17 protein-coding genes are annotated in these 25,767 nt (G+C 40.3%); 3 read left to right on the forward strand and 14 right to left on the reverse strand.

The genetic code is table 11. The features are described 5' to 3' along the window. Positions 1 to 27 precede the first annotated feature (27 nt). The 4 genes from RIB15_RS13475 to RIB15_RS13490 all read right to left on the reverse strand — a co-directional run bounded on the left by RIB15_RS13475 (position 28) and on the right by RIB15_RS13490 (position 5,616). Entirely contained in the window at positions 28 to 1,398 is a 1,371-nt protein-coding gene (locus RIB15_RS13475) for an acyclic terpene utilization AtuA family protein (protein WP_350202690.1), read from the reverse strand. 210 nt (positions 1,399 to 1,608) lie between these two features. Next, positions 1,609 to 2,247, reverse strand: coding sequence for a response regulator transcription factor (locus RIB15_RS13480; RefSeq protein ID WP_350202691.1), 639 nt, complete (start codon positions 2,245 to 2,247; stop codon positions 1,609 to 1,611). A gap of 92 nt (positions 2,248 to 2,339) precedes the next feature. Beyond that, a complete protein-coding gene (locus tag RIB15_RS13485) occupies positions 2,340 to 5,216 on the reverse strand; it encodes a sensor histidine kinase (protein WP_350202692.1) in 2,877 nt (958 codons plus the stop codon). Further along, positions 5,170 to 5,616 carry a hypothetical protein gene (locus RIB15_RS13490; protein ID WP_350202693.1) on the reverse strand — a complete coding sequence of 149 codons (447 nt, stop codon included), beginning with the start codon at positions 5,614 to 5,616 and terminating at the stop codon, positions 5,170 to 5,172. The genes RIB15_RS13485 and RIB15_RS13490 overlap by 47 nt, the downstream gene beginning before the upstream one ends. A gap of 386 nt (positions 5,617 to 6,002) precedes the next feature. Between RIB15_RS13490 and RIB15_RS13495 the strand changes: the two genes are divergently transcribed. Next, positions 6,003 to 11,720: a T9SS type A sorting domain-containing protein gene (locus tag RIB15_RS13495; RefSeq protein ID WP_350202694.1), complete on the forward strand. Its 5,718-nt coding sequence runs from the start codon at positions 6,003 to 6,005 to the stop codon at positions 11,718 to 11,720. Between the two features lie 379 nt (positions 11,721 to 12,099). Here the strand turns inward: RIB15_RS13495 and RIB15_RS13500 are convergent, their stop codons facing one another. From RIB15_RS13500 to RIB15_RS13540, 9 genes are all read right to left on the reverse strand, one after another. Then, positions 12,100 to 12,723 (reverse strand): response regulator, encoded by a 624-nt coding sequence (locus RIB15_RS13500; protein WP_350202695.1) that lies wholly within the window; start codon positions 12,721 to 12,723, stop codon positions 12,100 to 12,102. 73 nt (positions 12,724 to 12,796) lie between these two features. Further along, complete coding sequence (locus RIB15_RS13505) at positions 12,797 to 14,788, reverse strand: tetratricopeptide repeat-containing sensor histidine kinase (RefSeq protein ID WP_350202696.1); 1,992 nt, start codon at positions 14,786 to 14,788, stop codon at positions 12,797 to 12,799. Between the two features lie 230 nt (positions 14,789 to 15,018). Next, complete coding sequence (locus RIB15_RS13510) at positions 15,019 to 16,335, reverse strand: amidohydrolase family protein (protein ID WP_350202697.1); 1,317 nt, start codon at positions 16,333 to 16,335, stop codon at positions 15,019 to 15,021. 15 nt (positions 16,336 to 16,350) lie between these two features. Next, positions 16,351 to 17,754, reverse strand: a complete 1,404-nt coding sequence (locus tag RIB15_RS13515) for an amidohydrolase family protein (protein WP_350202698.1) — start codon at positions 17,752 to 17,754, stop codon at positions 16,351 to 16,353. A gap of 1 nt (position 17,755) precedes the next feature. Further along, the gene (locus RIB15_RS13520; protein WP_350202699.1) at positions 17,756 to 19,114 is read right to left on the reverse strand and encodes an amidohydrolase family protein; all 1,359 of its coding nucleotides are present in this window, start codon (positions 19,112 to 19,114) and stop codon (positions 17,756 to 17,758) included. A gap of 103 nt (positions 19,115 to 19,217) precedes the next feature. Further along, entirely contained in the window at positions 19,218 to 19,754 is a 537-nt protein-coding gene (locus tag RIB15_RS13525) for a hypothetical protein (protein WP_350202700.1), read from the reverse strand. Beyond that, positions 19,755 to 21,299 (reverse strand): S1C family serine protease, encoded by a 1,545-nt coding sequence (locus RIB15_RS13530; protein WP_350202701.1) that lies wholly within the window; start codon positions 21,297 to 21,299, stop codon positions 19,755 to 19,757. It abuts the gene before it with no gap. A gap of 8 nt (positions 21,300 to 21,307) precedes the next feature. Beyond that, positions 21,308 to 22,036, reverse strand: coding sequence for a DNA repair protein RecO (recO, locus tag RIB15_RS13535; protein ID WP_350202702.1), 729 nt, complete (start codon positions 22,034 to 22,036; stop codon positions 21,308 to 21,310). A 45-nt stretch (positions 22,037 to 22,081) separates the two neighbouring features. Beyond that, positions 22,082 to 22,576, reverse strand: a complete 495-nt coding sequence (locus RIB15_RS13540) for a hypothetical protein (RefSeq protein WP_350202703.1) — start codon at positions 22,574 to 22,576, stop codon at positions 22,082 to 22,084. Positions 22,577 to 22,755: 179 nt separating this feature from the next. On the opposite strand from RIB15_RS13540, the gene RIB15_RS13545 reads away from it, so the two are divergent. Both RIB15_RS13545 and RIB15_RS13550 read left to right on the forward strand, forming a co-directional pair. Further along, complete coding sequence (locus tag RIB15_RS13545) at positions 22,756 to 23,388, forward strand: hypothetical protein (protein WP_350202704.1); 633 nt, start codon at positions 22,756 to 22,758, stop codon at positions 23,386 to 23,388. 2 nt (positions 23,389 to 23,390) lie between these two features. Continuing rightward, a complete protein-coding gene (locus RIB15_RS13550; protein ID WP_350202705.1) occupies positions 23,391 to 24,110 on the forward strand; it encodes a DUF3307 domain-containing protein in 720 nt (239 codons plus the stop codon). Here the strand turns inward: RIB15_RS13550 and RIB15_RS13555 are convergent. After that, a complete protein-coding gene (locus RIB15_RS13555) occupies positions 24,107 to 25,738 on the reverse strand; it encodes an acyl-CoA carboxylase subunit beta (RefSeq protein ID WP_350202706.1) in 1,632 nt (543 codons plus the stop codon). The two genes, RIB15_RS13550 and RIB15_RS13555, sit on opposite strands and share 4 nt — an antisense overlap. Positions 25,739 to 25,767 lie beyond the last annotated feature (29 nt).

Here is a 25,767-nt window from a genome sequence, read left to right on the forward strand (position 1 = left end):
TCAGTTTTGTGTTTTGATGATGATTAATTATTCAATTTCAAATATGGTGACTTTAGGGCTCACCGCTTTCTTATCCAGCAAAGCTGGCCAATAAGCCACTACGTCACTTGCTTTGGGGCGGCCACCGGCAAAACCAGTTACACCACTTGGTCCTGTTAAGATAAGGGGTGCAATTTCCATCCCAAAGCGATTTAAATCATTTTTGCTTTTCCCTGAAACAGAAACCCGCATTTGTATCTCATCAAATTCTGTGTTGAGAGCTTCATCCGTTACCGGGGCTTCTGAGTTTCCGTTATAGCCAATGTACTCTTTATTGAACTCATTGAATTTCAACCCAAGTGCTTCTGCCCTTTTTTCTAAAATATCTGCACCTTTTACTGCTTTTTTCAGGGCATCCGGCCAACTGTATACCAAAGTTGATGAAAGCTTAAAGCCGTCATTATAGCTGGCAGAAACTTTATATGTAGGTGTATCAGGCCGTCCTTTAATTCCAGTGACTTTAACCCGGTTCTTTTCGGTCTCTTCTACTTTGACAGAAGTAAAATCAGCAATTACATCCGGCGTAATATATTCAGCCGGATCTCCGATCTCATAAAGCAGCTGCTCCTTAACCGTCATCTCACTTACCAAACCACCCGTATTTTCGTGTTTGGTCACATAGAAGTCACCATTTGGATAGGCTTCAATAATGGGGAAACCGATATCAATAAAATCTTCGACTTTCTCCCAATCGGTGAAATTTCCTCCTGATACCTGTGCTCCACATTCGATGATATGACCAGCAATAGTGCCCACGGCCATTTTGTCAAAATCATCAGCTTTCCACCCAAATTCATAAATCATTGGCGCCAAAGTAAGACCGGTGTCTGTAACACGTCCTGTGATGATCACATCGGCTCCGGCTTCAAGAGCTGTTACAATAGGCTGGCATCCGAAATAGACATTGGCGCTTAGCAGGTCATCCTTAATCTCTGAAATTGGCCGGCCATCATCCATATTCTTTAATTGATGACCATCTGCGATCAGTTCATCAATGTTGCTGAGAATATCATCTCCATCAACTACGGCTACTTTTAAACCAGTGTAACCTTTCTCTTTGGCCACTTTCAGAATTTCATCTTTACAAGCAATTGGGTTTACACCGCCGGCATTGCTGATTACTTTTATCCCGTCATTTTTAATTTCCGGAAGCACTTGCTCAACCACATTCACAAAATCGCGTGCGTATCCCCATTCAGCATTTCTCATGCGTTGTTTTTGCATGATAGACATGGTTACTTCAGCCAGGTAATCCATCACCAAATAATCAATGGGGCCTTTTTTAGCCTGATTCACGGGTGCGTTTGGCAGGTCACCCCAAAAGCCTTGTCCCGATGCGATTCGAATAAATTCTTTCATAAAAAGCTGCGTGATTAGTACATCTGAAATTCGCGCTGAATATCGGGATATTTTTACTGCATGTGAAATAAAAAAGCTCCGTCTTTATCAAAAGGCGGAGCTTCATTGTTTTAGGTTAGTTTAGTCTGGAAGGACTAACTGTTTGCAAACTAAGCATCAAGAGTCAAAGATTAACCGCATGACAATGTGGTTTTAGCAAAATACGTGTAATTAATCCGGATCAGGGCTGATAATACGCCGGGTAATCCCTTTGGCAATTGCTTCGGAGCGAGAGTGTACTTCCAGCTTTTGATAAATATTCCGGATGTGATGCCGGACTCCATCTACCGATAAAAATATTTTTTTACCAATAGCTGCATAAGAACGACCTGTTGCCAGTTCTTTAAGAATTTCAATTTCCCGTTCGGATAGTTCTTCTTCCAGGTCGGCTGCTTTCTGGAAAGTAGCAATTACTTTGCGGGCAATGTTTGGAGTGATTGGTGACCCGCCTTCATGGGCATCACGGATTGCATGCACCATTTCATCGGGTGTAACTTTTTTCATCAGGTACCCAACCGCCCCTGCTTTCAGGGCATCAAAAATGTGGTCATCATCATCATGTACGGTAGCCATGATAATATTCACATCAGGATGATTTTCTCGCATGTATTTTACGCCCTCTATTCCTGTCATCCCGGGCAGGCCAATATCCATGATTACCAAATCCACTTTGTTTATTGCATCCGACTCAAAGGCCTCTTCACAGGACCCAAAACTTCCGATTACGGTTAAATCCCTTTCATGATCGATAAAGGTTTCCCACCCTTCTCTCATGTATTCGTTGTCTTCAATAATTCCAACTTTTATCACGATAAGCCTTTGTTACTTTGTAAGATATTTCTTGTAATAAATATAAAACGTTCCGTCTCAAAACCCACTACATGCTTATGTGGTATTAAAAACTAAAGAGGAACTTTGAGCATCCAGCGGGTGCCAAAACCTTCGGATGTCTTGAGTGAAATATTGGCATTGAGTTGTTCAGCACGCTTGTGAATATTTACTAACCCGTTCCCCTTTCTTACTATATCCACATCCATACCTTCACCATTATCCTGTATTACCAGTTTTAAGTCACCATCTTCATACTTCATAATCACATCAAGCTGAGTGGCTTTTGAGTGCCGAACGGCATTAGTCACCATTTCTTTAAAAATTAACCACAGATGCTGTCTAAGTTGCATATCAAGCTTACCGGGTATAAACTCATCAATCTTGAGGCTGTACTCTATTTCTTTACTTTCCAGTAGGTCTGAAGCAAAACGCCTGCATTTAGAGAGGAAATTCTGCCAATCATCATGCTCAGGATTAATAGCCCAAACGATATCCGTAATTTTCTCTTTTGCATCCCCCGCACTATTGGCAATTAAATCTACAAACCGGCTTTTATCTTCTTTCAGGCGATCGCTTTTTATGGCCTCCGCAAAATAGCTGATGCTGCTAAGCGTTGCACTGACTTCATCATGCAGGTCGCTGGCAATATTATTCCGGATGCGCTGTACCCGCAAAATCTGGTTAATCCTGATTTTGTATACTGCATATAGAATACTTGAAATCACGATTGTATAAAGTATATATGCCCACCAGGTTCGATACCATGGGGGTAAAACCTGGAATGAAAACGAATCCATTTGTCCGGCAACATTATATACATTTTTGCTCCTTACCAAAAAGGTGTACTGCCCTTCCGGTATATTGGTATAATCCTTCTGGGTTTCTGAAGTCCAATTACTCCATTCTTTGTCAAACCCCTCTAATTTAACCTGATAAGAATTATGCTCAGGACTAACATAACTGGCTGCAGCGTAATTAAAACGAACTTCATTATTGGCATAAGAAAGTGAAATAGGATTTTTAAGATCTCCATAGCCTCCGTAGATCAGCGAATCATTTTTTACCAATACCTGGCTTATGTTTGTTTTAAACCTGGTATCTGTATTCTGTACTGAATTCTCATCTTCTCTATAGACATAGACTGCACCAACTCCACCAAACCATATCTGATTGTCAAAACATTTTATTTCAAAAATACTTTCATCAAGACCAATAAGTTGAAAAGGTGTCTCATACGTTCTCCATATGCCACTTTCGAAGATTGCTTTTTTTACTTTTCTGTTATTTCTAACCCATATTACATTATCCGAACACTTCTCAAATATCGATACCTGCGTTTCTGAGACAGCCCTGTCATTAAATTTGTTATCACGTTCAAAAGAATTCGTTTGTTGGTCATAAAACATCAACCCTGATGCCGTTCCTAAGTATAGTCTTTGATCTATTACCTTTAGAAATTCAGGGGTATTTTCAGCCTCTAAATTGTATTGTTCAATGACTTTATTTCCATCATATTTTAAAACAATTCCCCTTCCATCCAATAGCCACATATAATTCTGAAAAACAGCGACATCGCTTACTGATAGGTCAGCAAAAATAATTTCTTCAGATTCTTGTATATCAGAGAAACTGATAATCCCTTTTGTCTTTATAAAAAAAAGCTCAGAATCACCTGATACTCTAAACTTCAGAACCTCATCTATATCTGTTTCACTGAGCACATTACCCTCATAAAAGTGGACACCCTCAGGAGTTGCCAGGTATAGCTTATTATCATGAACCTGCATGTCGTATATTCTGGAGAATCTCTCCTCTGCTTTTAACAAGGCTTGCTTGGTATCAAAAACAAAAAGTCCTTCTGTAGAACCTATATAGAAACGGTCGTTATACTTTTCGATAGAGGTTACCGAACCTGAAAAAGACAGCCTATCGTCAATTTGAACCAGACCATTGTTCGAAACTACTTTGTTTATTGCACCTTCCAAGCCCGCCCAAAGTGTGTTTTCCGTATCGTAGAAAACTTCATAGGCAATATTTGTACTCAACCCATTGTTTGAATTTATTTGAGAATAGATATTGGCTTCATCATCTAAAATCAGAATACCACCTGAGAGTGATGCTACTGTGTAACTTGAATCTTGACCTGACTTCTTTGCAGATCGATAAGGATTGCTGGTAATTATTCTTTGATACTGTTCTGCACGGGTGCTTTGAAAGCTTCCATTTTTATAAAAGCTAACGCCTTTTCCTCTCGACAAAAAGTGATATTCTCCCCCGGTTTTCTCTAAGATATAAGGCAAGTCGTCTGAAAAAAAAGAACCGCCGGGCAGTAAGGATAATTCTTTTTCCCTGACCTCAACCATCCCTGCACCTTCTTTAAAAGTAACCAGTGTGTCCTTAAAAATATGAAGCCTTCTCAATCGGCTATCCGATTCAATAGCCGTTAAAGAATCCCCGGCAAACCGGAATACAAAAGAATTACTTTGAAAATAAATCGCATCCTTATACTCTATGATATCCCAAACTTCACCTATATCAGTATTGGCATCATTCTCAAATAGGGAAACAAGTTTTATTCTATTGAGTGAATCCGGTTTAATAACACCAAAATCATTCTCTCCACCATAATAGACACTTCCCTCTGAGGACAAAAATAGAGTTCTGATTACGTAATTTACCGGGGGATGTAAAAACTCCCACTTCACCCCATCGTATTTCAAAAGACCGGATGAATTTCCAAAAAGCATAATGCCATTGGTATCCTGACTTATGGCCCAAATCTGTTTGCTGCCGGTATAATCAGGGATTTCTACATTTTTTACTGAGGGAAACCCCTGCCCAAAACCAAAAACAGGAATGAGTGCAAAAACTAAGTAAAGAAGGCATTTACTTGCCTTGCGATTATCCAAATCCATCCGGATGCTTAACTTGCGGATCCACGTGCTCATCAGGGCCAATACCATCGAAAGGAGATTTTTTAAAGTGAATAATCATGCGATATCCGCTACTGAATTTCACAGTCTCTATGTGATGGATCTTTTCTTTAAATGTAGAGCCAAGGCCAACCTGAATACCTTCTATATTCTGCCCCATGGAATTTAATTTAGATGGTATTCCATCCGTATCTATAATCAATTTATATTCTTCTTTTGGGCTTGCTTCTCCCACAGAATCATAGGAAATACTACCACCGCTTGCTGGTATTCTTGACTCTCTTTCACTGGGAGCAGATCCTTTTAATTTGCCTATTCCGTTTCGCCTTGCGGCACCCACTTTATGGTAAACATCAATAGGTATATTTAAGTAATTATAGAATTCGGGTACCTTTTCGGTTTTCTTCTTCGCCATAAGTCTGGATTATTTAAAAATTAAGTAAACAAGAGTTAATGAATTTTTATTTAAGCTACACTACATATATATGTCGTTTCGAATTAAGCTTTAAAAACTCAATAAATCAAGAATTTAGAATGTTCACTATTGAAATCTCTTTGTAAAACTGCTACTGATGAATATTTTTTTGGCGATACAATTATAATTTGATTCATAAGATTAAGATTAAGACATTAGCCGGATAATTTTGTAAACCACATATTAAGGTGGTGAGCAAATAGTATTTTTTCGGTACATATAAAACATCAAATCTAATCTGCATAAAGAGAGCGAAAAAAAGTGGGTACGCTCATCTCGATCGATTAGGGGTTCTAAATAAAAAATAAACAACACAAGGGGATAACATGAGATCCAGATTTCTACCATTTCTGTATGCTATTGGTATATTCATTTTGGGAAGCGGGACTGCTTTAGCCCAGGATGGAGTATTTACAGATACATTTATTACACCCAGTTCAAATACCGTTATTGGAACTTCCAATATCACTTTTGAGCTGGAAATTGATCCTAACACCTTAACAGATAGTTTAGATTACATTGAAATAGATGTATTTGCACAAGGTGATACGGCTAACTTTGTACAACTTCTGCTAATAGGTACAGCAGGCAATTCAGGCGTTCAAGAAATTGATGCTGATGAGTCGTTTGTACAAAGTGGAACAAACATCGTAACCACCTACGAAGGAACGTTCGCTCCCAATGCATCTAACTACTATACAATCCGGGCCCGGGGCTATACCGATGATGACGGAGCCGGAGCAGGTGTAGCTGTTTCTTTAAACGGTGAAGTTTATGTTGATGTATATGTAGACATAGATGCACCAGTTCTTGCTGCTTATGGGTTAGATAATTATTCCGGAGCAAGTGAGCCACGTATAGGCGGAGACACGCTAAGAGTTAATATTCAGGATGATTTCATTGATGTTTCAAATGACGACTTCATTCTTGATCTGGCTGTTTTTGAAAATGGTACTATTGATACCACCTTTCATTTAACCGGATCTATCACTGATTTCTTCAATGATGGAACACTTATCGATACTACTCGAAATGATTCTCTTGACTATGATTTTACATTCCTTGTAGATCTTACTGAGTATGTGCCTCAATCTGCGATTAATGTGGACATTGATCTGGATGTGACTGACGGTGCCGGAAATACTTCCGCTCAAAGTCAAACCATTTTGGTTAATGACAATACAAACCCAACCGTAGATTTGCTTACCATTGATGGGGCATCTCCTGCTGCTGATGTCATTCCCAATGCAAATACAGGGATCAATACCTTAGTTTATGATGTGCGTGATACGTACCTGAGTTCAGACAGTTTAAGAGACGATTATAATTTAGACCTGACATTGTTCGGAGACTTATTTTCCGGAACTATCGAAGAACATGAGGATGCCGGACGCCTTACCGTACAAGGTGATACCCTGTTTATCTTCAATGTGAATCTAAAGCCATATACTCAAAGTAATGGCAATATTACCCTGGAAGTCACTGATGCTGCCGGAAACAGCGGTTCTGATACCGACAACATAGACATCATCGACTTCAATACTGATGAGTATTATCTGATGCAACCTTATCCGCATACTGCGTTTAATGACGATCTGACCGTTCAACTCACCCCGAATAAAGAAGGTGAATACACCGGAGCTACTATTCAGCTTTCATCCGATCCAAATTTTGGTGTTGGTAATATCGATACCACCTACACCCTGGATGATGCCGTATTAAACGGTGTATTCGATACTCCAGCCAGCCTCGGCTTAACTGATGGCGGCATGTATTACGTTCGGGCTGTAGTTTCTGATGCGGACGGCTCTACCTTCAACACAAGAGCTAACCCTGTATTCTATGATACAACTGCACCATCTCTGACTATTGCTCTGCTTGATGCAATTAACTTTGGTGGAACAGACTACATTACAGGTGACAACACCAGAGTTCAGTTCAACTCTACTGATGATGACTTGAACGCTTTGGATGTAGATGTACAACGTGTACTTATTGACACTACCACTAACTTCTTCAATACTGCGACTCTTACTGAATATCCTTTTCGATTCGCTTTTGACTCAGAAGATTATGATGGAGATTTAACAGACGAATTATTTGATGGAACTGTTGTATTCCGTGTTATCTCTACGGATAATCTGGGTAATAACAGCATGCCAATGTACTTCCCTGTTAATATTGATAACGTATCTGCTGATTACATCCTTTCGGCTGTAAATGGAATCGATGTTCTGGCAGACAACCCTGTTGGGAACTACCCTCCGATTAATGCAGGTGGTGTGTTGACGCTCGAGTTTACTCATTACGCAGATGACATTGCCGCTGACGGAGCTGAATTCGAGTTAGACTACGATGGTGATACTATCATTGGAGAAATAACTGCTCAAACTGCAGATACTTATACCGTTGAGTTTGCCATTCCGGATAATGACTCGGATGTAACCGTAGACTTAACTCCGGGATCTGGTGATATCACTGTGAACTTCACCGATGTATTTGGTAATGAAAATGAAAATTATATTGGTACTCCGGATGTAGGAAGTATTCAGATTTTCAATAATCAACAACCATGGGTAGCATTGCTCGATGGTTTCGCCAATAATATTGTTCGCGATACACTTGAGCTCGATCTTGACCTGCAAAGCGACCGTGAATTAGTTGACAGTGTTTCTATTCAATATGGCACCTACAACGAAACAGATACCACTTACACTAATCTGGTTACACTGCCTGTAGATTCATTGGATATGTCTGGTGATTATACCTATCCGTTTGTCACCACTGATTTAGCTGATGGTGATTATCTGCTTAGAACTGTAACCCATGGTTTTGAATACGATCGCTTTGATGGTAATCAGATAACCGTTGCAGATACCTCTTATGCCCTTCGCATTGATAACACTCATAATGGTACCACCGAGCGAGTCGCGATTCTTGAGCAGCCGGATAATACCCTGCATGGCAGTGAGGATATAACATTATCAGCCGAAAATAATGGCGATGCTTATGGCACCCTTTTCGAAGGTAAGTTTGTTGCCACCAACCCAACTGTGGAAGAAAACGCAGACACTACATGGGTGTTAATTGATTCTGTAACTGCAGAAACAACCGATGGCATCTTTACAACAGATGTAGATGAAGCTACGCTGGAAGCACTCTTCGATATCGATAATGTAGAAGGTATCTTTACTTTCCGGGCTGTGGGTTTTGACTCTGCAGGAATCTATCAGAATATCTCTGGTAACATGGATGATCCAATGGCAGTAGCTACTATCGAAGTGTTCTACGACGATATCTCCCCTTCAGGAACTATCACTGTAAATGGTATGTCAATCGAACATCCTTCCTCTCCTGTAAACTCCGATGACTGGGGCAGTCAGGATTTCGAAGATTTCAACGTTTGGAATAGTATGGTAACCATCGGCTTTGAACTGGATGAAGAAGAAAACGATTTCAACCGAGCCGTTCTTGATATCCGAAGAGGTGCTGCAAGAGAACCTGGCGATTATGATGATTTCCGTTCTTCTCAAGACCAAACCATCGCCACACTGTCTGGTGCCGGTGCAACCTATGAACTGGACGTGGATGATTTAGATCCGGGTGCTGTTTATGTACTTACCATGTACCTGATCGATGACTTTGGAAACCGTTATGAAGCGGGAACAGTTGAATTTACCGCTGTTGGTCCAAGAGCTCACATTACCGGTTTAAGTGACGAGCATGGTGATATTTATGTACAGGCTACCCCTCATACTCAAACGGCCATTCTGGAAGTTTCTACTGACAGTGGAGCCACTTATGAGCAGGTATCCGTCATTGAGGATGGTGATTTTAGTTATTTCACCAGCAATGGATATGATGCCTATAAATATGCCTCTATGAATCTCGAGGACTTCCAGTTGCCACTGGGTAATCTCATGTTCCGGTTAACAGCTGGTGAACATGAAGAATTGTATGAGTCTGAGCATCAAAACTCGACTACCATCATGATCAATCATTCCGAGAGCTCAGATGTACGAGCTAAAGCCGGTCCTGAGGTAAGTCAAATGCAGGGCGTCTTCACCCCTATTACCTCTGATGACATTAACCTGTCTCTTTACAGAGCTAAGGGTGAGATCAATGATATCCGTGTGGAAATTGCTCCGATTAATACAAACGACAATGTGAGTCTGTTCCTTTTAGCTGATCAGAATACATTCTCTACACTAAATGCTCTGGAATGGGCCATCTTCCCAAGATGGGCTGATTATGATTATTCAGAATGGTTTGGACTTTCCAGTCCGTTAGAAGCTATTGACGGTAACTATCTTGGATTCAAAGATGAGTCAGATGCCATTCGCCTTGATGATGATATCGACATTACAGGTGGAGGTAAGTTTTTCGCTTACGTAACCACTGTTCTTCCAAGTGGTGAAACCATCATGACACGTGAGGTTATCGAAGTTCACCGGGTTGCCGCACAAAACGGTGGTACTGTGACTTCACCAGATGGTAACTTTGTGATTGATATTCAGGAGAATACACTTGACAAAAACACCAACCTGATGATTGAAGAAGATCCTTCAAGCTTGTTCTTTACTCACGATAGTGAAGCCCAATATGGTCAGATTGGTACCGCTTACTACCTGAATTCATTTACATCCAATGCTGTGCGCGATGGACGAAGAGTTAACTTCTCAATTGCTTACAACCCAGCAGATATCACAGATCTAAATGAGAATGGCTCAATTGATGATGAAATCGAAGCTCTGTGTGTCGGTTTAACCGATCCGGGCGATACAGACATCAGTTTCCAGGGCATTCTCAACAAAGAAATAGATACTGATAATAATATGTTCCATTTCACAATGGCAGAATTGCCTACAAGTGCGGTAAGATTTTCACTTGTTCTTGAAGGAGCTGTGACGAATAATCCAGGTTCAATGCGAGTAGTGAATAAGTCCATAATGGATGGTATGCCTCATGTAAACGAGGAACACGAACTATCAATTACCGTTTCTGATGATAAAGTAAACAGTTTTGATAATTACTGGATCATCGTTGATGGTTCTATCATTGATGCTGATACTTACCCAGCCGATGGACTCCAAAATGGATGGAAAATAATCGCTGACAATGACATAAAAAACCTTAACCTTAATGAAGGTCTTCATACAGTCCGGTTTGTAATAACAAACAACAATGGCAACCGCCTGGATGTCACGTATGAATTCATTGTTGATAAGAAGAAGCCTGTTATTTCGCAGGGAATTCAGTTTGTAGATATGATCCAGTCCGGTCATAAAAACACTCTTTCCTTTATCGTAAAAGATGCAATGGCGGGTGATCAAGCAGGATCGGGGGTTTCATTAGATGAAATCTTCGTCGATGTATATCTGATTGAACCAGACAAGCGATATGGAGCTTATGATACAGCTTCAGGAACATGGCATTACCGTCAGGATGTATTCAAGCGATACTTTAAACAGTATAGTGAAGGAGATTTCACTCAGGCAGAAGGAAGCCGCAGTGACTCCCTTGGTTTATACTTTGAAGTTGTGTTTAACCAGGAATTGGAAGTTTCAGGATACGAGTTCGTTGTTCACAACGGTGACTTTGTATTCGATGAAGATTCCCTGAAAACATGCGAAACCGTATGTCGTGAAGATGATTTCGAAATTGAGAACTATTATGAAAGTGGTATTTCCGATAAAGCTCTCAATCAGGCAAATGCAGTCTCATTCACCGTTGGAATCGATCCTACCGTGACTTCGAATGAACAGGAAAATATTATTCCGGATGAATTCCATCTGGATCAAAACTATCCGAATCCATTCAACCCAACTACTACTATTCAGTACGGCATCCCGGAAGCGAGTGATGTTGTTATGAAAGTTTACAATACGCTGGGGCAGGAAGTAATGACACTGGTTAACGAACGCAAAAGCGCTGGAACATTCAGAGTACAGTTCGATGCTGCAACATTAGCTAGTGGTATGTATATATACCGTATCGTAGCTGGTGATTTCGTACAAACCAAAAAACTGATGCTTATTAAGTAAATCAGTATTTACTTAAGCTAAGTAGTAACATTTAAAAGGCTGCCTTCGGGCAGCCTTTTTTATTATCCACATTGCTGTTATCATCAAAGCTAGATAACAGAGAGAGCGGTTTTAAATTATCCGGTTCAATTAGATTGGTTTGTAAGCACGGCATAGCTAAACAAAAAAAGGCCTGACTTTTCACAGACAGGCCTTTTGCAGTTCTTTAGGTTAGTAAATCATCAGAAAACTTGATTTGGTAATGTGTACCCCGAAAAACCCAAACCAGTTTTAACTCTGATACATCACTATAATCGTTATTTTTTATTCTCTAAACACTGCATATTTATGCAGTATTTCTATAGTTCAGATTAAATAATTAATTGAGCTGAAATTTGAATCAGATAAGTTTATCACGTAAAGCTTTGGCAACAGCCTCACTTTTATTACTTACCTCAAGCTTGTTATAAATATTGCGAATGTGATAACGCACACCATCAACAGAAAGGAAAACCTCTTTAGAAATTCCTTTATAAGAACATCCTTCAGCCAGTAATTTTAAAATTGTGATCTCAGAATCCGACAGTTCAATGTCTATATCTTTGGATGCCTGAAAAGAGTTAATCACTTTCCGGGCGATATTAGGACTCATCGGAGATCCTCCATTGTGAGCAATGTGAACAGCCTCAATTAATTCATCGGGTGATATTTTTTTTGACAGGTAACCAATAGCCCCATTTTTAAGGGCCTTAAAAATGCGTTCATCATCATCATGAATGGTCACCATAAGAACAGACAGATCCGGATACTCATCCCGGATAATCTTCACCCCTTCGGTTCCATGTATCCCCGGTAATTGTATATCGAGCAAAAGAACATCTGCATTAGCTAATTGTGACTCACCCAGAGCATCTTCACAACATTCATACTCAGCAATTACGCACAAGTCTTGCTCAAAGTCGAGAATGGTTTTCCAACCCTCCCTCATGTATTTGTTGTCTTCTATGATTACAATATTAATCATCTGATCTATTTTTGAAGATATATAGCCATTAAATGAACCAAAGTAACCACCTGAATAGGTAGTTCTTAACCTTTTATGATGTGCTGAATGTAAAAGTCCATTTTGTACCCTCTCCTGGGGCTGTATCCAATTTCGCTATACCTGCTAACTGCCCGACCCTATATCTAATGTTCTCAATACCATTTCCGGAACCATCACTATCGGGATTAAAGCCAATTCCATCATCAGAGATATGCATGTAGACATGTTTTGATTTCTCTTTAAGGACTATCTCAACATGACCTGCCTTAGCATGATTGCTTAAGTTCGTGATACATTCCTTGTAGATAAGCCAAAGATTCTGCCTGAACTGAAGTTCAACCGGGAAACTAAAATTGTCATCGATATCAAAGGTATATTCTATATCGTTGCTGTCTAACACATCGGCCGCAAAGCGTTTGCATTTTTTCAAAAATACTGACCAGTCATCTTTAGATGGATCTATTGCCCAAATAATATCATTAATCTTTTCTTTGGCTTCTATCGCACTTTTGGAGATAATACCAAGAAATCGTTCCGATTCATCCCTATCAGATTTAACCCTGTTTGCTGCTTCACTGAAAAAACTGATACTACTTAACGTGCCGCTCAAGTCATCGTGTAAATCCCGTGCAATCTGATTTCTCGTCTTTTCTTCCTTCAGTAAATAGTAAAGCCGGTACCTATAGAATCCATAGCCCGCAATTAAAATTAAGCTAATGACTATCAGCATATTTCGAAGCCTTATACTCTCAATTTCCATGTTAGCATCTAATAACTGTGCTTCTTTATTCTGTAGCTGATACCGAACACTAAGCATAGCATTATCTTTTCTTTCTGTCCTATCAAGCATTTCCTGTTCATGCTTTCTCTGCAGGCGTTCATTAACGAGGGCATTGTCAAGATCTCCCAGCTTTTCATAAGCATCTGCCTTTAGCGAATAAATATTCCTCACCATTTGGAGCAGGTTATGAGTTTCAGCAGTTTGCAAAGCCTGATCGGCATATTCCAGGCTCTGTTTATACTCTCCTTTAGCCAGGAATAGCTTTGAGAGAAACTCCAGCTGCACAATATCTTCATTTGGTCTCGAATATGGTGTTGGTAGAGCTGAAGTGATAATTCTACCTATTGAATCTGCTTTCTGCAACATACTTTGCTCCAGGTAAAGTTCTCCCAGTCTGGATAGTTGTGCATTACCAATATTTGGTATTTGATACCTTGAACTAATGGCGCTCGCTTCTTCAAGCAATTGCATAGCCTCTTCTACCTCATTGTTCCTTTTATACATTGTACTGAGATTTGACCTAACTATGGACTGAATAGGCGGAGGTAAATTTTCATACTCAAGACATGGCCGCAAAGTCGAAATACCACGATCAATATCTTCCAGCTCCATAAAGCTTATTGCCAGTTTCGACAAAATATTGCACCTGTTTGGCGGGTTGTCTTCGTATTCTAAAAACTTCTCAAACATTTGTATTGCAAGATCATGAGCTCCAATATTTACATACAAATTCCCCAGGTTTCCATAGAAAAACTGAATTGGATAATCAATTTGATCTTCAAGTTCATTACGATAAGATATAGCATCCAGATATAAAGACTCTGCCTCTAAATACTGATCTTTACGCGCATATTGCATTGCCTGAAGGTTTTCCATCATCAGGTATGAATCATGTTCCTCCAATTCTTTCAATCTGTCTGATGCTTTAATTGCATAAAAAATAGCCGAATCAGCATTCATCAATCGGTATGCATTCGCATTAAGAAAAGAGATGAAGGCTTCTTTCTTTTTTTTATCCAGCCCGTTTATTTTTTTTATTTCATCAGCAACTACCAACAGAGAATCAGGATTATCCCGGTAATAGCGATTGCTCATTTGAATATAGGTTCTGAGTTTTTCATCCTCAGTTTCAAGCTGTTCAATCTGCTTTCTTATCTCATCAAGGCTTATGGAGGGCGCTCTCTGCTGAGAAAATAAAATAGCCGGCATCAGAAAAAGTATAACTACAAAAAAACCGCTCAACTTCAATTTCATACTGCTCATTGCCTACTGCCCGTTGTTGAGAATCTGCTTCATCAGCGAAAAATAATTTATCAAATCGTGATTGTCGCTGTTTAAAGTAAAAGTTTAAGCAAACTCCCCTTTATTTTTTGACAGCAGAAAATAAAAAAATACGGGTTATAAAAAAGTGTTTTTGATTTGGCAAGGTATAATTCCATAAAAAAACCCGCCTGAATCAGGCGGGTTTGGAATAGCAATCGGTACAGTAAGAATTATTTATTTACAGCATCCCGATCTAAGAATTCATCATACAGTTGAGTATGACGGCTGGTCATCGGAATCTTATAGCCTTTAATAAAAACATGTTCTATATCGGTCATAGGTTCCAATGGATCTCCGTTTGAGATAAACAAATTAGCTTGTTTACCAGCTTCCAGAGAACCAAGAACATCATCCACACCAAATATTTCGGCAGGATTAATAGTTAAAGCCTTAATCGCTTCTTCTGTGCCTAAACCATAGGCTGCAGCATATCCGGCTTCAAATGGAGCATTTCGGGAGTTTTCGGTATCGTCGGAAACAATAGCCACCTTCACCCCTGCCTGAGCCATTAACCCCGGATTTTGATACGGCCGCTGATAGTTATCATAATCACGGGATGGAGTATAAAGGGTGGTTGTAAGAACAGGTATTCCAGCCTCTGCAATTTCATCAGCTACACGCCAGCCCTCTTCAACACCTGCAAATACAAAGTTCATACCTTCATGAGATTTGGTCCATTCGATGGCATCCAGTATTTCCTGTTCCCGGCTAACCGGTATAACAACAGGAACATCACCTGAAAGTACTTCCCGCATGGCATCCATACGTGGATCAAAATCAGGCTTTGTTTTCCCAGAAGGATTTGCATTGTACGCAGCTGTCATTTCATCATAGAATTTAGCTTTGGCAATGAAATCATTGATCTCTTTGATATCCTGCTCGTATTCTTTTTTGATCTCTTCTTCCGATCGGTTATCCCACCAGCCACCACCTTGTGATGACGGTAGTTCCAGAATCAAAGCTCCGCTTTTCTTAACAGCCATCGAATCCGGAGAATATCCCCACAGATCCATTACTGCTCCTTTACCTGCTATGCTTCCCGAGCTGGGATGTGTGAATACCGTCGTAACACCACTTACTCTGGTTACCGGTACGGCTGCACTATGCGGATTGAAAGCCGTGAAAGCATACATGTGGGGGTTAAACTGGCCTAGTTCGCGATTATCTACCGTTACAGCAACCGCAGAGACTTCAACCAATCCTAATGATGACCATCCGTCTATGAACCCAGGGTAAACATGTTTACCTGAAGCATCAATCTGAGTGTAATCATTGGTAATTTTCACATTTTGACCAACCTGAACAATTTTCTGTCCGTCAATCAAAATAACTCCACCTTCAATGGTTCCATTAGTTACAGTGTGAATAGTGGCTCCCGTAATGGCAAACTTACCAAATTCAGGCTTCTCTGTAATTTGTGCTTCTACTGAGGCATTCAATCCAAACAGCAGAGCAGCTGCAAAAACAAAAATATTGAGTTTCTTCATGAGTCTGTCTCCTGTTTAATTGTGGGCATGATTATGGGTAGATTGATCTCCCATTAGAATAAAGACGTCCTGGATACAGGCATCTTCTTCTCGGTTATCAACAATACGGCGAAAATTAGAACCGTCTTCAAATTCCGTTCCGGGATTGATTTGAATACGCATATCATCAGGGTCATTTTCTAGATCGAAGTATTTTTTACCATCCACGAAAGTCATTTCTGCTTTACTGTAAATACTAAAAGGATGTCCGCTCCATATAACCACATCGCCGTGCTTACCTTCTTCTATACTGCCAACCCGGTCATCAATTCCAAGTTGAATAGCCGGATGAAGCGTGATCATTTTTAGCGCATCGTTAACAGAAGTATTTCCATATCGAACCACCTTAGCCGCTTCGTGATTCAGCGTTCTAAGTAGCTGGTCGTTATCACTGTTAATAGAGTTAATAACTCCATTGGCATTCAAGATAGATGCGTTATAAGCTGTTGAGTAATAGACCTCAAACTTATATGCCCACCAATCGGAAAATACTGAAGTATGGGCTCCGTTTTTGGCTAATTCCGGGGCTACTTTAAATGCTTCATTGGCATGCTGAAATGTGTAATTTTTCACGCCATAATCGTTAAAAACACGCATCAGCATCAGGATTTCATCAGCGCGATACGAGTGGCAATGAACTAATATTTCTCCCTCAATAATATCGTTCAGCACTTCATACCTGAGGTTTTCTGCAACAGGAACCGGAGGTGTTCCCCGCCCTCTTCTGTCATATTGTTCTTTTGCTTTCAAATACGCTTCACGCTTGCGTTTATAATCGATGGCCTCATCAAAATGGCCTCGAATAACTTGCTCAACACCCATACGGGTACGAGGCTGAATCCCATTGCCTTGTCCATGAACACGAGTTGGATTTTCACCCAGCGCAAATTTGATGGTTCTGGGGGCATCTTCAAACTTCATGCCTTCCTGGGAAACACCGTATCGAAGTTTAAGGGTTTCGCCCTGTCCTCCAATCACATTAGCGGAACCGTGCATCAGGTGGATACTTGTAGCTCCGCCTGCCAATGCGTGATAAATTCCAACCTCATTAGGATCTACGGACTCTTCCATTGTTACCTCTGCCGTAACCGGGTTTCGACCCTCGTTGATATCCACTCCATTCAGGTGAGAGTGAGCATCAATAATGCCTGGCATCAGGTATTTTCCTGTAGCGTCAATAGTTTCTACACCACGTGGTGCACTAAGATCTTTTCCTATTTCGCGAATAATACCGTCACGAATAAGAACATCTGTATCCTCGAGATCACCATCTGTAATCGTAATAACCGTTGCATTTTTTATCAGTACAGAGCCTTTTTCCTGGGCTTCAACTGAGACTCCAAAAGCAACGAGAACAAAAAACGTAATTAGTTTCTTCATTTTACTCTCCGTTAAATTCGTGAATAGTACCGTTTGAAATGCTGTGAAGCACTTTAGCTTTGTCTTCCGACATAGCTTTATCAAAAACGGTGAAACTGGCATTCTTACCTTTGGTTATACTGCCAATCGCATTGTTTAAGCCAAGAATGGAAGCAGTATTTGAAGTCATCAGCTTAACAACATCTGCCTCTGTTAATCCACCTTCATCCAGCAGTATCTCCAGATTCTTAGATAAATCTTTAAGCTCAAGGCCCGCAGATGCATAACCAACAGCTACGCCAGCGTCTATCAACTTCTTAATATTGGTCACTTCAGCCTTCCATGCTTCCAATCGCTTATCACGATACTGTTGCTCCTCTTCTGAGATGTCTTCTTCTTTCTCTTCGGAAGCTTCTTCTTTGTCATCATCCGATTTCTCTTCGGCTTTCTTCATCTTAGTGTACCAATCCGGAGCTTCGGTAAAATCGATGCTCGCTAATACCGGGATGTTTCTTCGTTTCAATTCTGCTGACTTGGCATAAGCCTCTTTACCAGAAACAATAACCGCTTTAAAGCCAAATTCATCCTGCAGTTTAAGCAATCTTTCAATATGCTCTTTGGTGTCAACTTTGAAATAAAGCGGTGCTGATTTGTTCACCAGTGGAAATAATGCTTCCAGCACTTCATTCCTTTTTGGAGCAGGCATCTCCGGGTTTTGATTGTAATATTTTATATGCTGCTGAAGTGCCGTTGCATCAAACATAAGCTGACGGAATTGAGCCATCACGCCCATCATCGTAGATGGATATGCACCATTCGTCCATCCTCCCGGTGCCTCTTCGAAAGAGCCCGCCAATGCCAGATTCTCTTTCATCAAAGCTACACCATCAGATTCAGGTGCAAGGTAAAAAACCTCTACGCGTCCTGGCAGCATGTATCCGTTTGGATAAAGAGCCGCTGTTGTGAAACCGGCTTTCATTCCCGCAGCAAAAGCTTTGTCTTTATTTAAAATAAGACTTGGCCTTCTTTCGGGTTGAATTCCTGCCCGGTCATAGGGTGGATTGCCTGGATTATCCAATGCTTCCAGATTTCGGGGAAGGTCCGGACTTCCCCAAGTGGAATACCCGTCAATAAATCCGGGATAAACATGAAGGCTATCTCCTCCGTCTATCTCAAAAGCATCAAAAGGTATATTGACATTGGTGCCAACAGCTTCAATAACCCCATCTCGCCAAACTATAGTGGCGGATTCGGTCACTGATCCATCGGCATTATGAATCGTAATATTTTTTAGCGCGTGTGCGGGTGTGGTCTGAGCGAAAAGGCCCTGAATATTTATTCCCGAAAACAGCAACGCTAACAAAAGAATGTATTTTCTCATAGCACCTGTACTGATTATGGTTTTAGGTGCCGAAATAACTGAATTAATTAGGTATTAAAAAAGGCGGGCCAATCTAAATTTTGTAAATAATAGAGAATGAGTATTAATTCATTTCTTGAATAAAAGAAGAAGAGGTGCTGAAGGTTTCCCAATAGTTAGTTTTCCCTCTAAAACCTGATTTCATCAGTTCTCTGAATTCAGCTTTGGATATGGTTACTCTTGCAAACCCCTTGAAGTGTTGATCGTTAGCACGAGCTTCTCCGGATGTTTTTTCTGCAGCTTCCTGAACTGCTTGGTGAGCATTTCTCATAGTTAGTATAAAATCAGAATTTGTAACCATTGAGCTTCCGCCCTCTTCCAAAGAACTTCTGACTTCCTCCATTTTATAAGCGATAGCATTCTCAAGATTTGCTCGTGCCTGTAGTTCTGCGTTAGCTATTGCGACAACAGAGTCAGATGATATTGCGGTAGCAAAACCATGAAATGCTGTTGAATCTGATGCGAACTCAGCCGTGCTATACCATTCGGGATACATAGATGAAGAACTTTTATCTAACGCTGCCTTCTCGGATGTAGAACAAGAGCTTAGAATAATAGTAAGTGTGGTTGTAAAAAAAGCTACTTTAAAAAATTTGAGCATTTAATTTCTTTTTAACTCGATGAATCCGCGGGCATTCTCTTCATTAATAATCTCCAGCGTCACCGATCCTTTTTCATTTAAATTTTGGCGCATAAGTTCTTCTAAACTTGAGAGATCTTCAACCTTTTCTTCTTCTATTTTATGAATTTGCTGATCTGCACGTAATCCTCGGTTCCAGGCTTCAGAATATTTGTAAACCTGATCAATAATCAGATCAAATTTTTGAGCATCCTCTGCTTTGGCTACAGCCATCACCCTGAAACCTAAATCAAATTCCTGATACATTACCCCCTCATTATTTCCTTCCGGAATCTCTCTGGGTTCAATCGGGGTTTCGTTAGCAGAGATTTCAGGAATAGGATCTGGTTCAAGTAGTTTTAGGGTTACGTTTTTTTCGATCTCTCTTCCATCTCTGAGGATATTAAGTTTTACAACCTCTCCTGGCCTCATTATAGCAACCTGTTGCTGAAGCTGATTCGCTTCATATACTTCTTTACCATTCACACTCAGAACGACATCACCCGGAATAATACCAGCCTTCGAAGCAGCACCTTCATCTGAAATACTTAAAATTTCAACACCACGAACGGTTTCCATACCCTTTTCAATGGCCCGGTCATAATCAACTCCGGCAATGGAAACTCCAAGCAATGCTCTGCGTACCTGACCATATTCGATCAAATCTTTAGCTACCTTAATAGCCAGATTGCTTGGAACAGCGAATCCGTACCCCTGATAAGCACCGGTTTGAGAAGCAATTGCTGTATTTATACCAATCAGCTGTCCACTGGTATTTACCAAAGCCCCTCCACTATTCCCTTTATTTATGGCTGCATCAGTCTGAATGAAACTTTCGATGCGCATACGGTCATCTATAATCTGTACATCCCTGCTGAGAGCACTTACAATCCCGGCCGTTACCGTAGATCTGAGCCTGAATGGATTTCCAATTGCTAAAACCCATTCCCCTACATCCAGCGTTTCGGAGTCACCAATAGTTACCTTTGGCAAGTTATTCCCGTTAATTTTGATGACCGCTAAATCTGTACTTGAATCAATGCCTACTACTTTTGCAGGATACTCGCGTTTATCATTCAGTACTACCCGCAATCCTTTTTCAACCGCTCCTTCAATCACATGATAGTTTGTGAGGATATATCCATCGGTAGTAATCAAAACGCCCGAACCAACAGTTCTTGCCCTGCGCGGCATCAGTCTATCCCAAATACTTTCTCCATCTTCTTCCTCATCAAATTCATGAGTTTCGTCCTGAGGCATGGCATCATCTATAGGTACTATTGCTTCTATATATACAACTGTTGGTGTGACCTCTTCAGCTATTTTTTTAAATAGGAAGCGAGCATCGGCACCTTCGAGCTCTTCATCGGTTATAAAAGGTTCATTACTTTGGGTGATTTCAGTGGTTCGAACTTCAGCTAGTGGTGCAAGTTCTTCGTTGATCGTGTAAAGTGCGATAAGCGTTCCAGCCGTGATTCCGATCATAATCAGCAATATGGCTGTGAGAATTAAATCTTTGCGTTTCATAAAATCACCTATAACATCTGTTCAAAAATAGAATCCGACCTTCGTTCCTGGTATCCTTCAATATGATATTTAAAATAAACATCTAAATGGTGAACAAGTTGTCTTAGTTCTCCATTCTCTAATCCTGCTTTAAAAATATTCTTACTTTTTGTGGACATTCCTAAAATTAAAAAACGTGTTTGAGCCGGTGTTAGTTTATAAGACAATTCATCTTCAGACTGTTCCGAAATTTTTCCACTCGATACATTCAAATATGCTGTTTCCGGAATCTCGGTTAATCCACTGACTAATCCAATACCAGAAATTTCTGCCAGCCTAAGCTGGACGTACGCGAAAACCGAAGGATAAGTTTCTCCGGAATCACCCAACCACTCGATAAAGTTTTTGGCAAACTCAAAAATGGGGTTATTGACTTCGTTCTCATGAACCAATTGAGAAATCATTTCCAGTGTAGAGTACAGAATAGCAGCTTTATCAAAATCTTTTCTAAAGGTATTTGTAGAATAATAAAGTGACGCTTCGGTAAGTGTTTGAACGCCTCTGTTTGGTTTATGGTAATAAACAACATCCAATACAGCACCAATCTCCAGAATTCCAGCTAATTTATTTTTGGGCTTTTTAGCTCCTTTGGCAATCAAAGCAATCTTACCATGCTCTGCCGAAAGAACTGTCAGTATCTTACTCGATTCCTGATAATCAATAACCCGTAAAATTATAGCCTGAGTGTGTGCAATCATGAAATTAACTTATTTCTGTAGGCCATGGGTAGAAAATGTCAGACATCATTGCGGCTCCAGAAATTCTACTTTAAATTTAAAATAGGTATCTAATTTTTCTTTTAACTCCTGAAATACCTCATAGAGTTCATCCAATTCTTCCCTGTCTGATTTAACCAATCTCATATATCCATTGCTGGTCATAATATCCAGAGTAAACCATTCTTTAGTCTTCATACCCTGACTGAATAATGCGTTTCCCGTTTCGTGATTTGAAAGCAGAAACTCATCGACTTCTCCAAAACCAATGGTCCGTAACCTGAACCTGAAATAACTAAAAAATTTATAGTATTTCGTGACTGTATATTCATCGGTATTAAATTCAAACTCATATCGGGAAAAAATTTTTTGCAATACTGCTACAGCGAAAATCAAAAAGAAAAGGGCAAACACAAATCCCAACAAAAAGCTTGAGAAAAACAGTAAAAAGTCAATTAACGTGAAGCTTGCTTCTACTCCCAGGAAAATCAGATTATACTCTTTATGCAGTTCGTAGTTCAAAAAAGGAGGCTTGGATTCAATTCTTTATATGCCTGATAATATCATCTGCACTTACTGATTGCAACAGACCTTTTTGAATAATAAATACGCTAGATTTGTTTAACCTTTAAAGATTATATTTGATGTTTATTACTTAATTGAGTAATATTTACTCAAGCCTCTTAATTAATCCCCAAATCATGATTGCTGTCCTAACAGGTGATATAGTGTATTCATCTTCCGCAAAAAACCTGGAAGCCTGGCTTCCTGTTCTTAAAAGTATTTTTAACGATGTTGAAAACCAATTCGAAATACTGGGAAATGGAGTTGAAATGCATCGCGGAGATGGTTTTCAGCTTGGACTGACCGACATTTCGAAAGCTCTTCAGGTTGCATTCATCATAAGAGCAGGACTTATAAAGTCAAAAAGTATGGGCATAAAAATGGATACCCGGGTTGCCATTGGAATTGGTGAATATGAATATCTCGAAAATAGCGTGAATGAGTCTTATGGGGATGTTTTCACGCGTTCAGGTCATGCTTTGGATGAGTTAAAAAACACAGATGACCGTCTTGCTTTATCTTCCCACATTTCTGACTTTGACAGCGAAATGAAAGTGAGCCTGAAATTTGCCGATACCTTAATAAAAGAGTGGTCACAAGCTGATGCCGAGATTGCCTGGTATTTTTGGATGAAAGATTTAACTCAAGCCGAAATTGCTGATGCACTTCAGATTTCACAACCTGCAGTTTCAAAAAGGAAAAAACGTGCTCATCTTGATGAACTGGAACTTATGTTGAACCGGTATTCAACCAAAACTAAAACATTTTGAATATGTATGATTTGTTTCTGATGCTGGTTCTGGCACATTTGCTTGGCGATTTCATGCTTCAACCCTCCACTTGGATAGAAAGGCGCCGGCAAAAGAAATGGAAGGCTTACCCTCTTTATCTGCATGGTTTACTACATGTCGCCCTGGGCTTCTTTGCACTCTGGCTGACTGGATTATCGGTTTTTTGGTACCTGGCTTTTCTGATTGGCGGTACCCATATCCTTATCGATCCTATTAAAGCCTTTTCAAAGAAAAAACGTCTTTCCTTTTTTCTGGACCAAACAATTCACCTGTTGGTCATTTGTCTTTCTGTGCTTATTGTTAATGACTTCAACTTTCCTGAATTATCGTTGGAGTTTATAGAATGGAAAATAATTGTCGCTTTTGTATTTGTCACAAAACCAGCTTCCATTCTTATCACCCAGCTATTACCCGAAGACTGGGGACCTCAAAAAACCTCGAAAAAACTCAAATCCGGGCAATCTGATAACGGACTTGAAAATGCCGGCGAATATATTGGTATCCTGGAAAGACTTCTGATTCTGGGATTCATACTCACCAATAACTGGAGTGGAATCGGGTTTTTGCTCGCAGCTAAATCGGTATTCAGGTTTAGTGACCTTCAGAAAGCGGAGCAGAGAAAACAAACGGAATACATCATGATTGGTACCCTGCTCAGCTTTAGTATTGCTATTGTCAGTGGCTGGTGGGCTTCTTTCTAGGTTTGGAGCACACCTGTCTTAAAATCTTTTATTTCAGGATTGAGATTTGCGCATTCAATAGCTTTTGAAATCCGATCGCGCGTTTCAAGCGGGTTAATAATTCCATCTACCCATAGTCTTGAAGCAGCATAACGAACATCTGTTTGCTTGTCATAACGATCACTGATCTTCTTCATGATTTTTTCCTGCTCCTCTTCACTCACTTCCTTGCCCTTTTTCTTCATAGCAGCTACCTGAATTTGCATTAAGGTTTTCGAAGCCGAGGCTCCACTCATTACGGCAATCTTAGCCGTTGGCCAGGCATACATAAAACGGGGATCGTATGCTCGTCCACACATAGCATAATTCCCGGCTCCGTAACTGTTCCCAACTACAATAGTAACCTTCGGAACTGTGCTGTTACTCATAGCATTCACCATTTTAGCACCATCTTTGATAATGCCACCATGTTCGCTTCTTTTGCCAATCATAAATCCGGTTACATCCTGCAAAAAGATCAATGGGATCTTCTTCTGATTACAGTTCATTATAAACCGGGCGGCCTTGTCTGCACTGTCTGAATATATTACCCCTCCAATCTGCATCTCACCTTTCTTGGTTCTTTTAACCGTCCGCTGGTTGGCTACAATTCCCACACTCCAGCCATCGATTCGTGCAAATCCTGTGATAAGCGTTTGTCCATATCCTTTTTTGAATTCCGTGAAGCTGTCTTCATCCACGATGCAATCCAGCACCTCATTCATATCATATGGACTGGTTCTTGATTCCGGGATGATATCAAAAACATCGCTGGCAGGACGCTTGGGCTCCTTGCTTTTTTTACGATTAAAGCCTGCAGTTTCAAAAGGCCCAAACTTGTCTACCAAGTCTCGAATTGTGGAAAGGCATTCTTCATCATCTTCCATTTTATAATCAGTAACACCAGAAATTTCGGTGTGAGTGGTAGCTCCTCCTAAAGTCTCGTTGTCTACGTCTTCACCAATGGCGGCTTTAACAAGATAGCTTCCGGCAAGAAACACACTCCCAGTTCCATCTACAATCAAGGCTTCATCACTCATAATGGGTAAATAAGCTCCGCCTGCCACACAACTGCCCATGATGGCTGCAATTTGAGGGATTCCTTTTGCTGAGATGATTGCGTTATTTCTAAACATTCGCCCGAAGTGATCTTTATCCGGGAATATTTCATCCTGCATGGGCAGAAAAACTCCTGCAGAATCAACTAAGTAAATAAGCGGAATATGGTTTTCGATAGCAATTTCCTGAGCCCTGAGATTCTTTTTTGCCGTAATTGGAAACCATGCGCCGGCTTTTACAGTCGCATCATTCGCCACAATCATACACTTACGACCGCTTACTTCCCCAATTCCGGTTATCACACCACCAGATGGACAGCCGCCTTGTTCTTCATACATTTCATAGCCAGCCCAAAGTCCTAACTCATAGAAGCGGGAATCTTTATCGGTCAGTTTTTCGATTCTTTCGCGCGCAGTCAGCTTTCCTTTACCATGCTCCTTATCGATACGCTTTTGTCCGCCGCCAAGCTTTATTTGACCTTCAATTTCTCCAAATTCTTCGATAATATTATGTAACCAATGTTTGGTAGCGCTTCCAGATTCACTGCTCATATTCTGTGATTTTTTTGTTTATATAATGT

This window comes from Gracilimonas sp. (assembly GCF_040218225.1).
Classification (GTDB): Bacteria; Bacteroidota; Rhodothermia; order Balneolales; family Balneolaceae; genus Gracilimonas.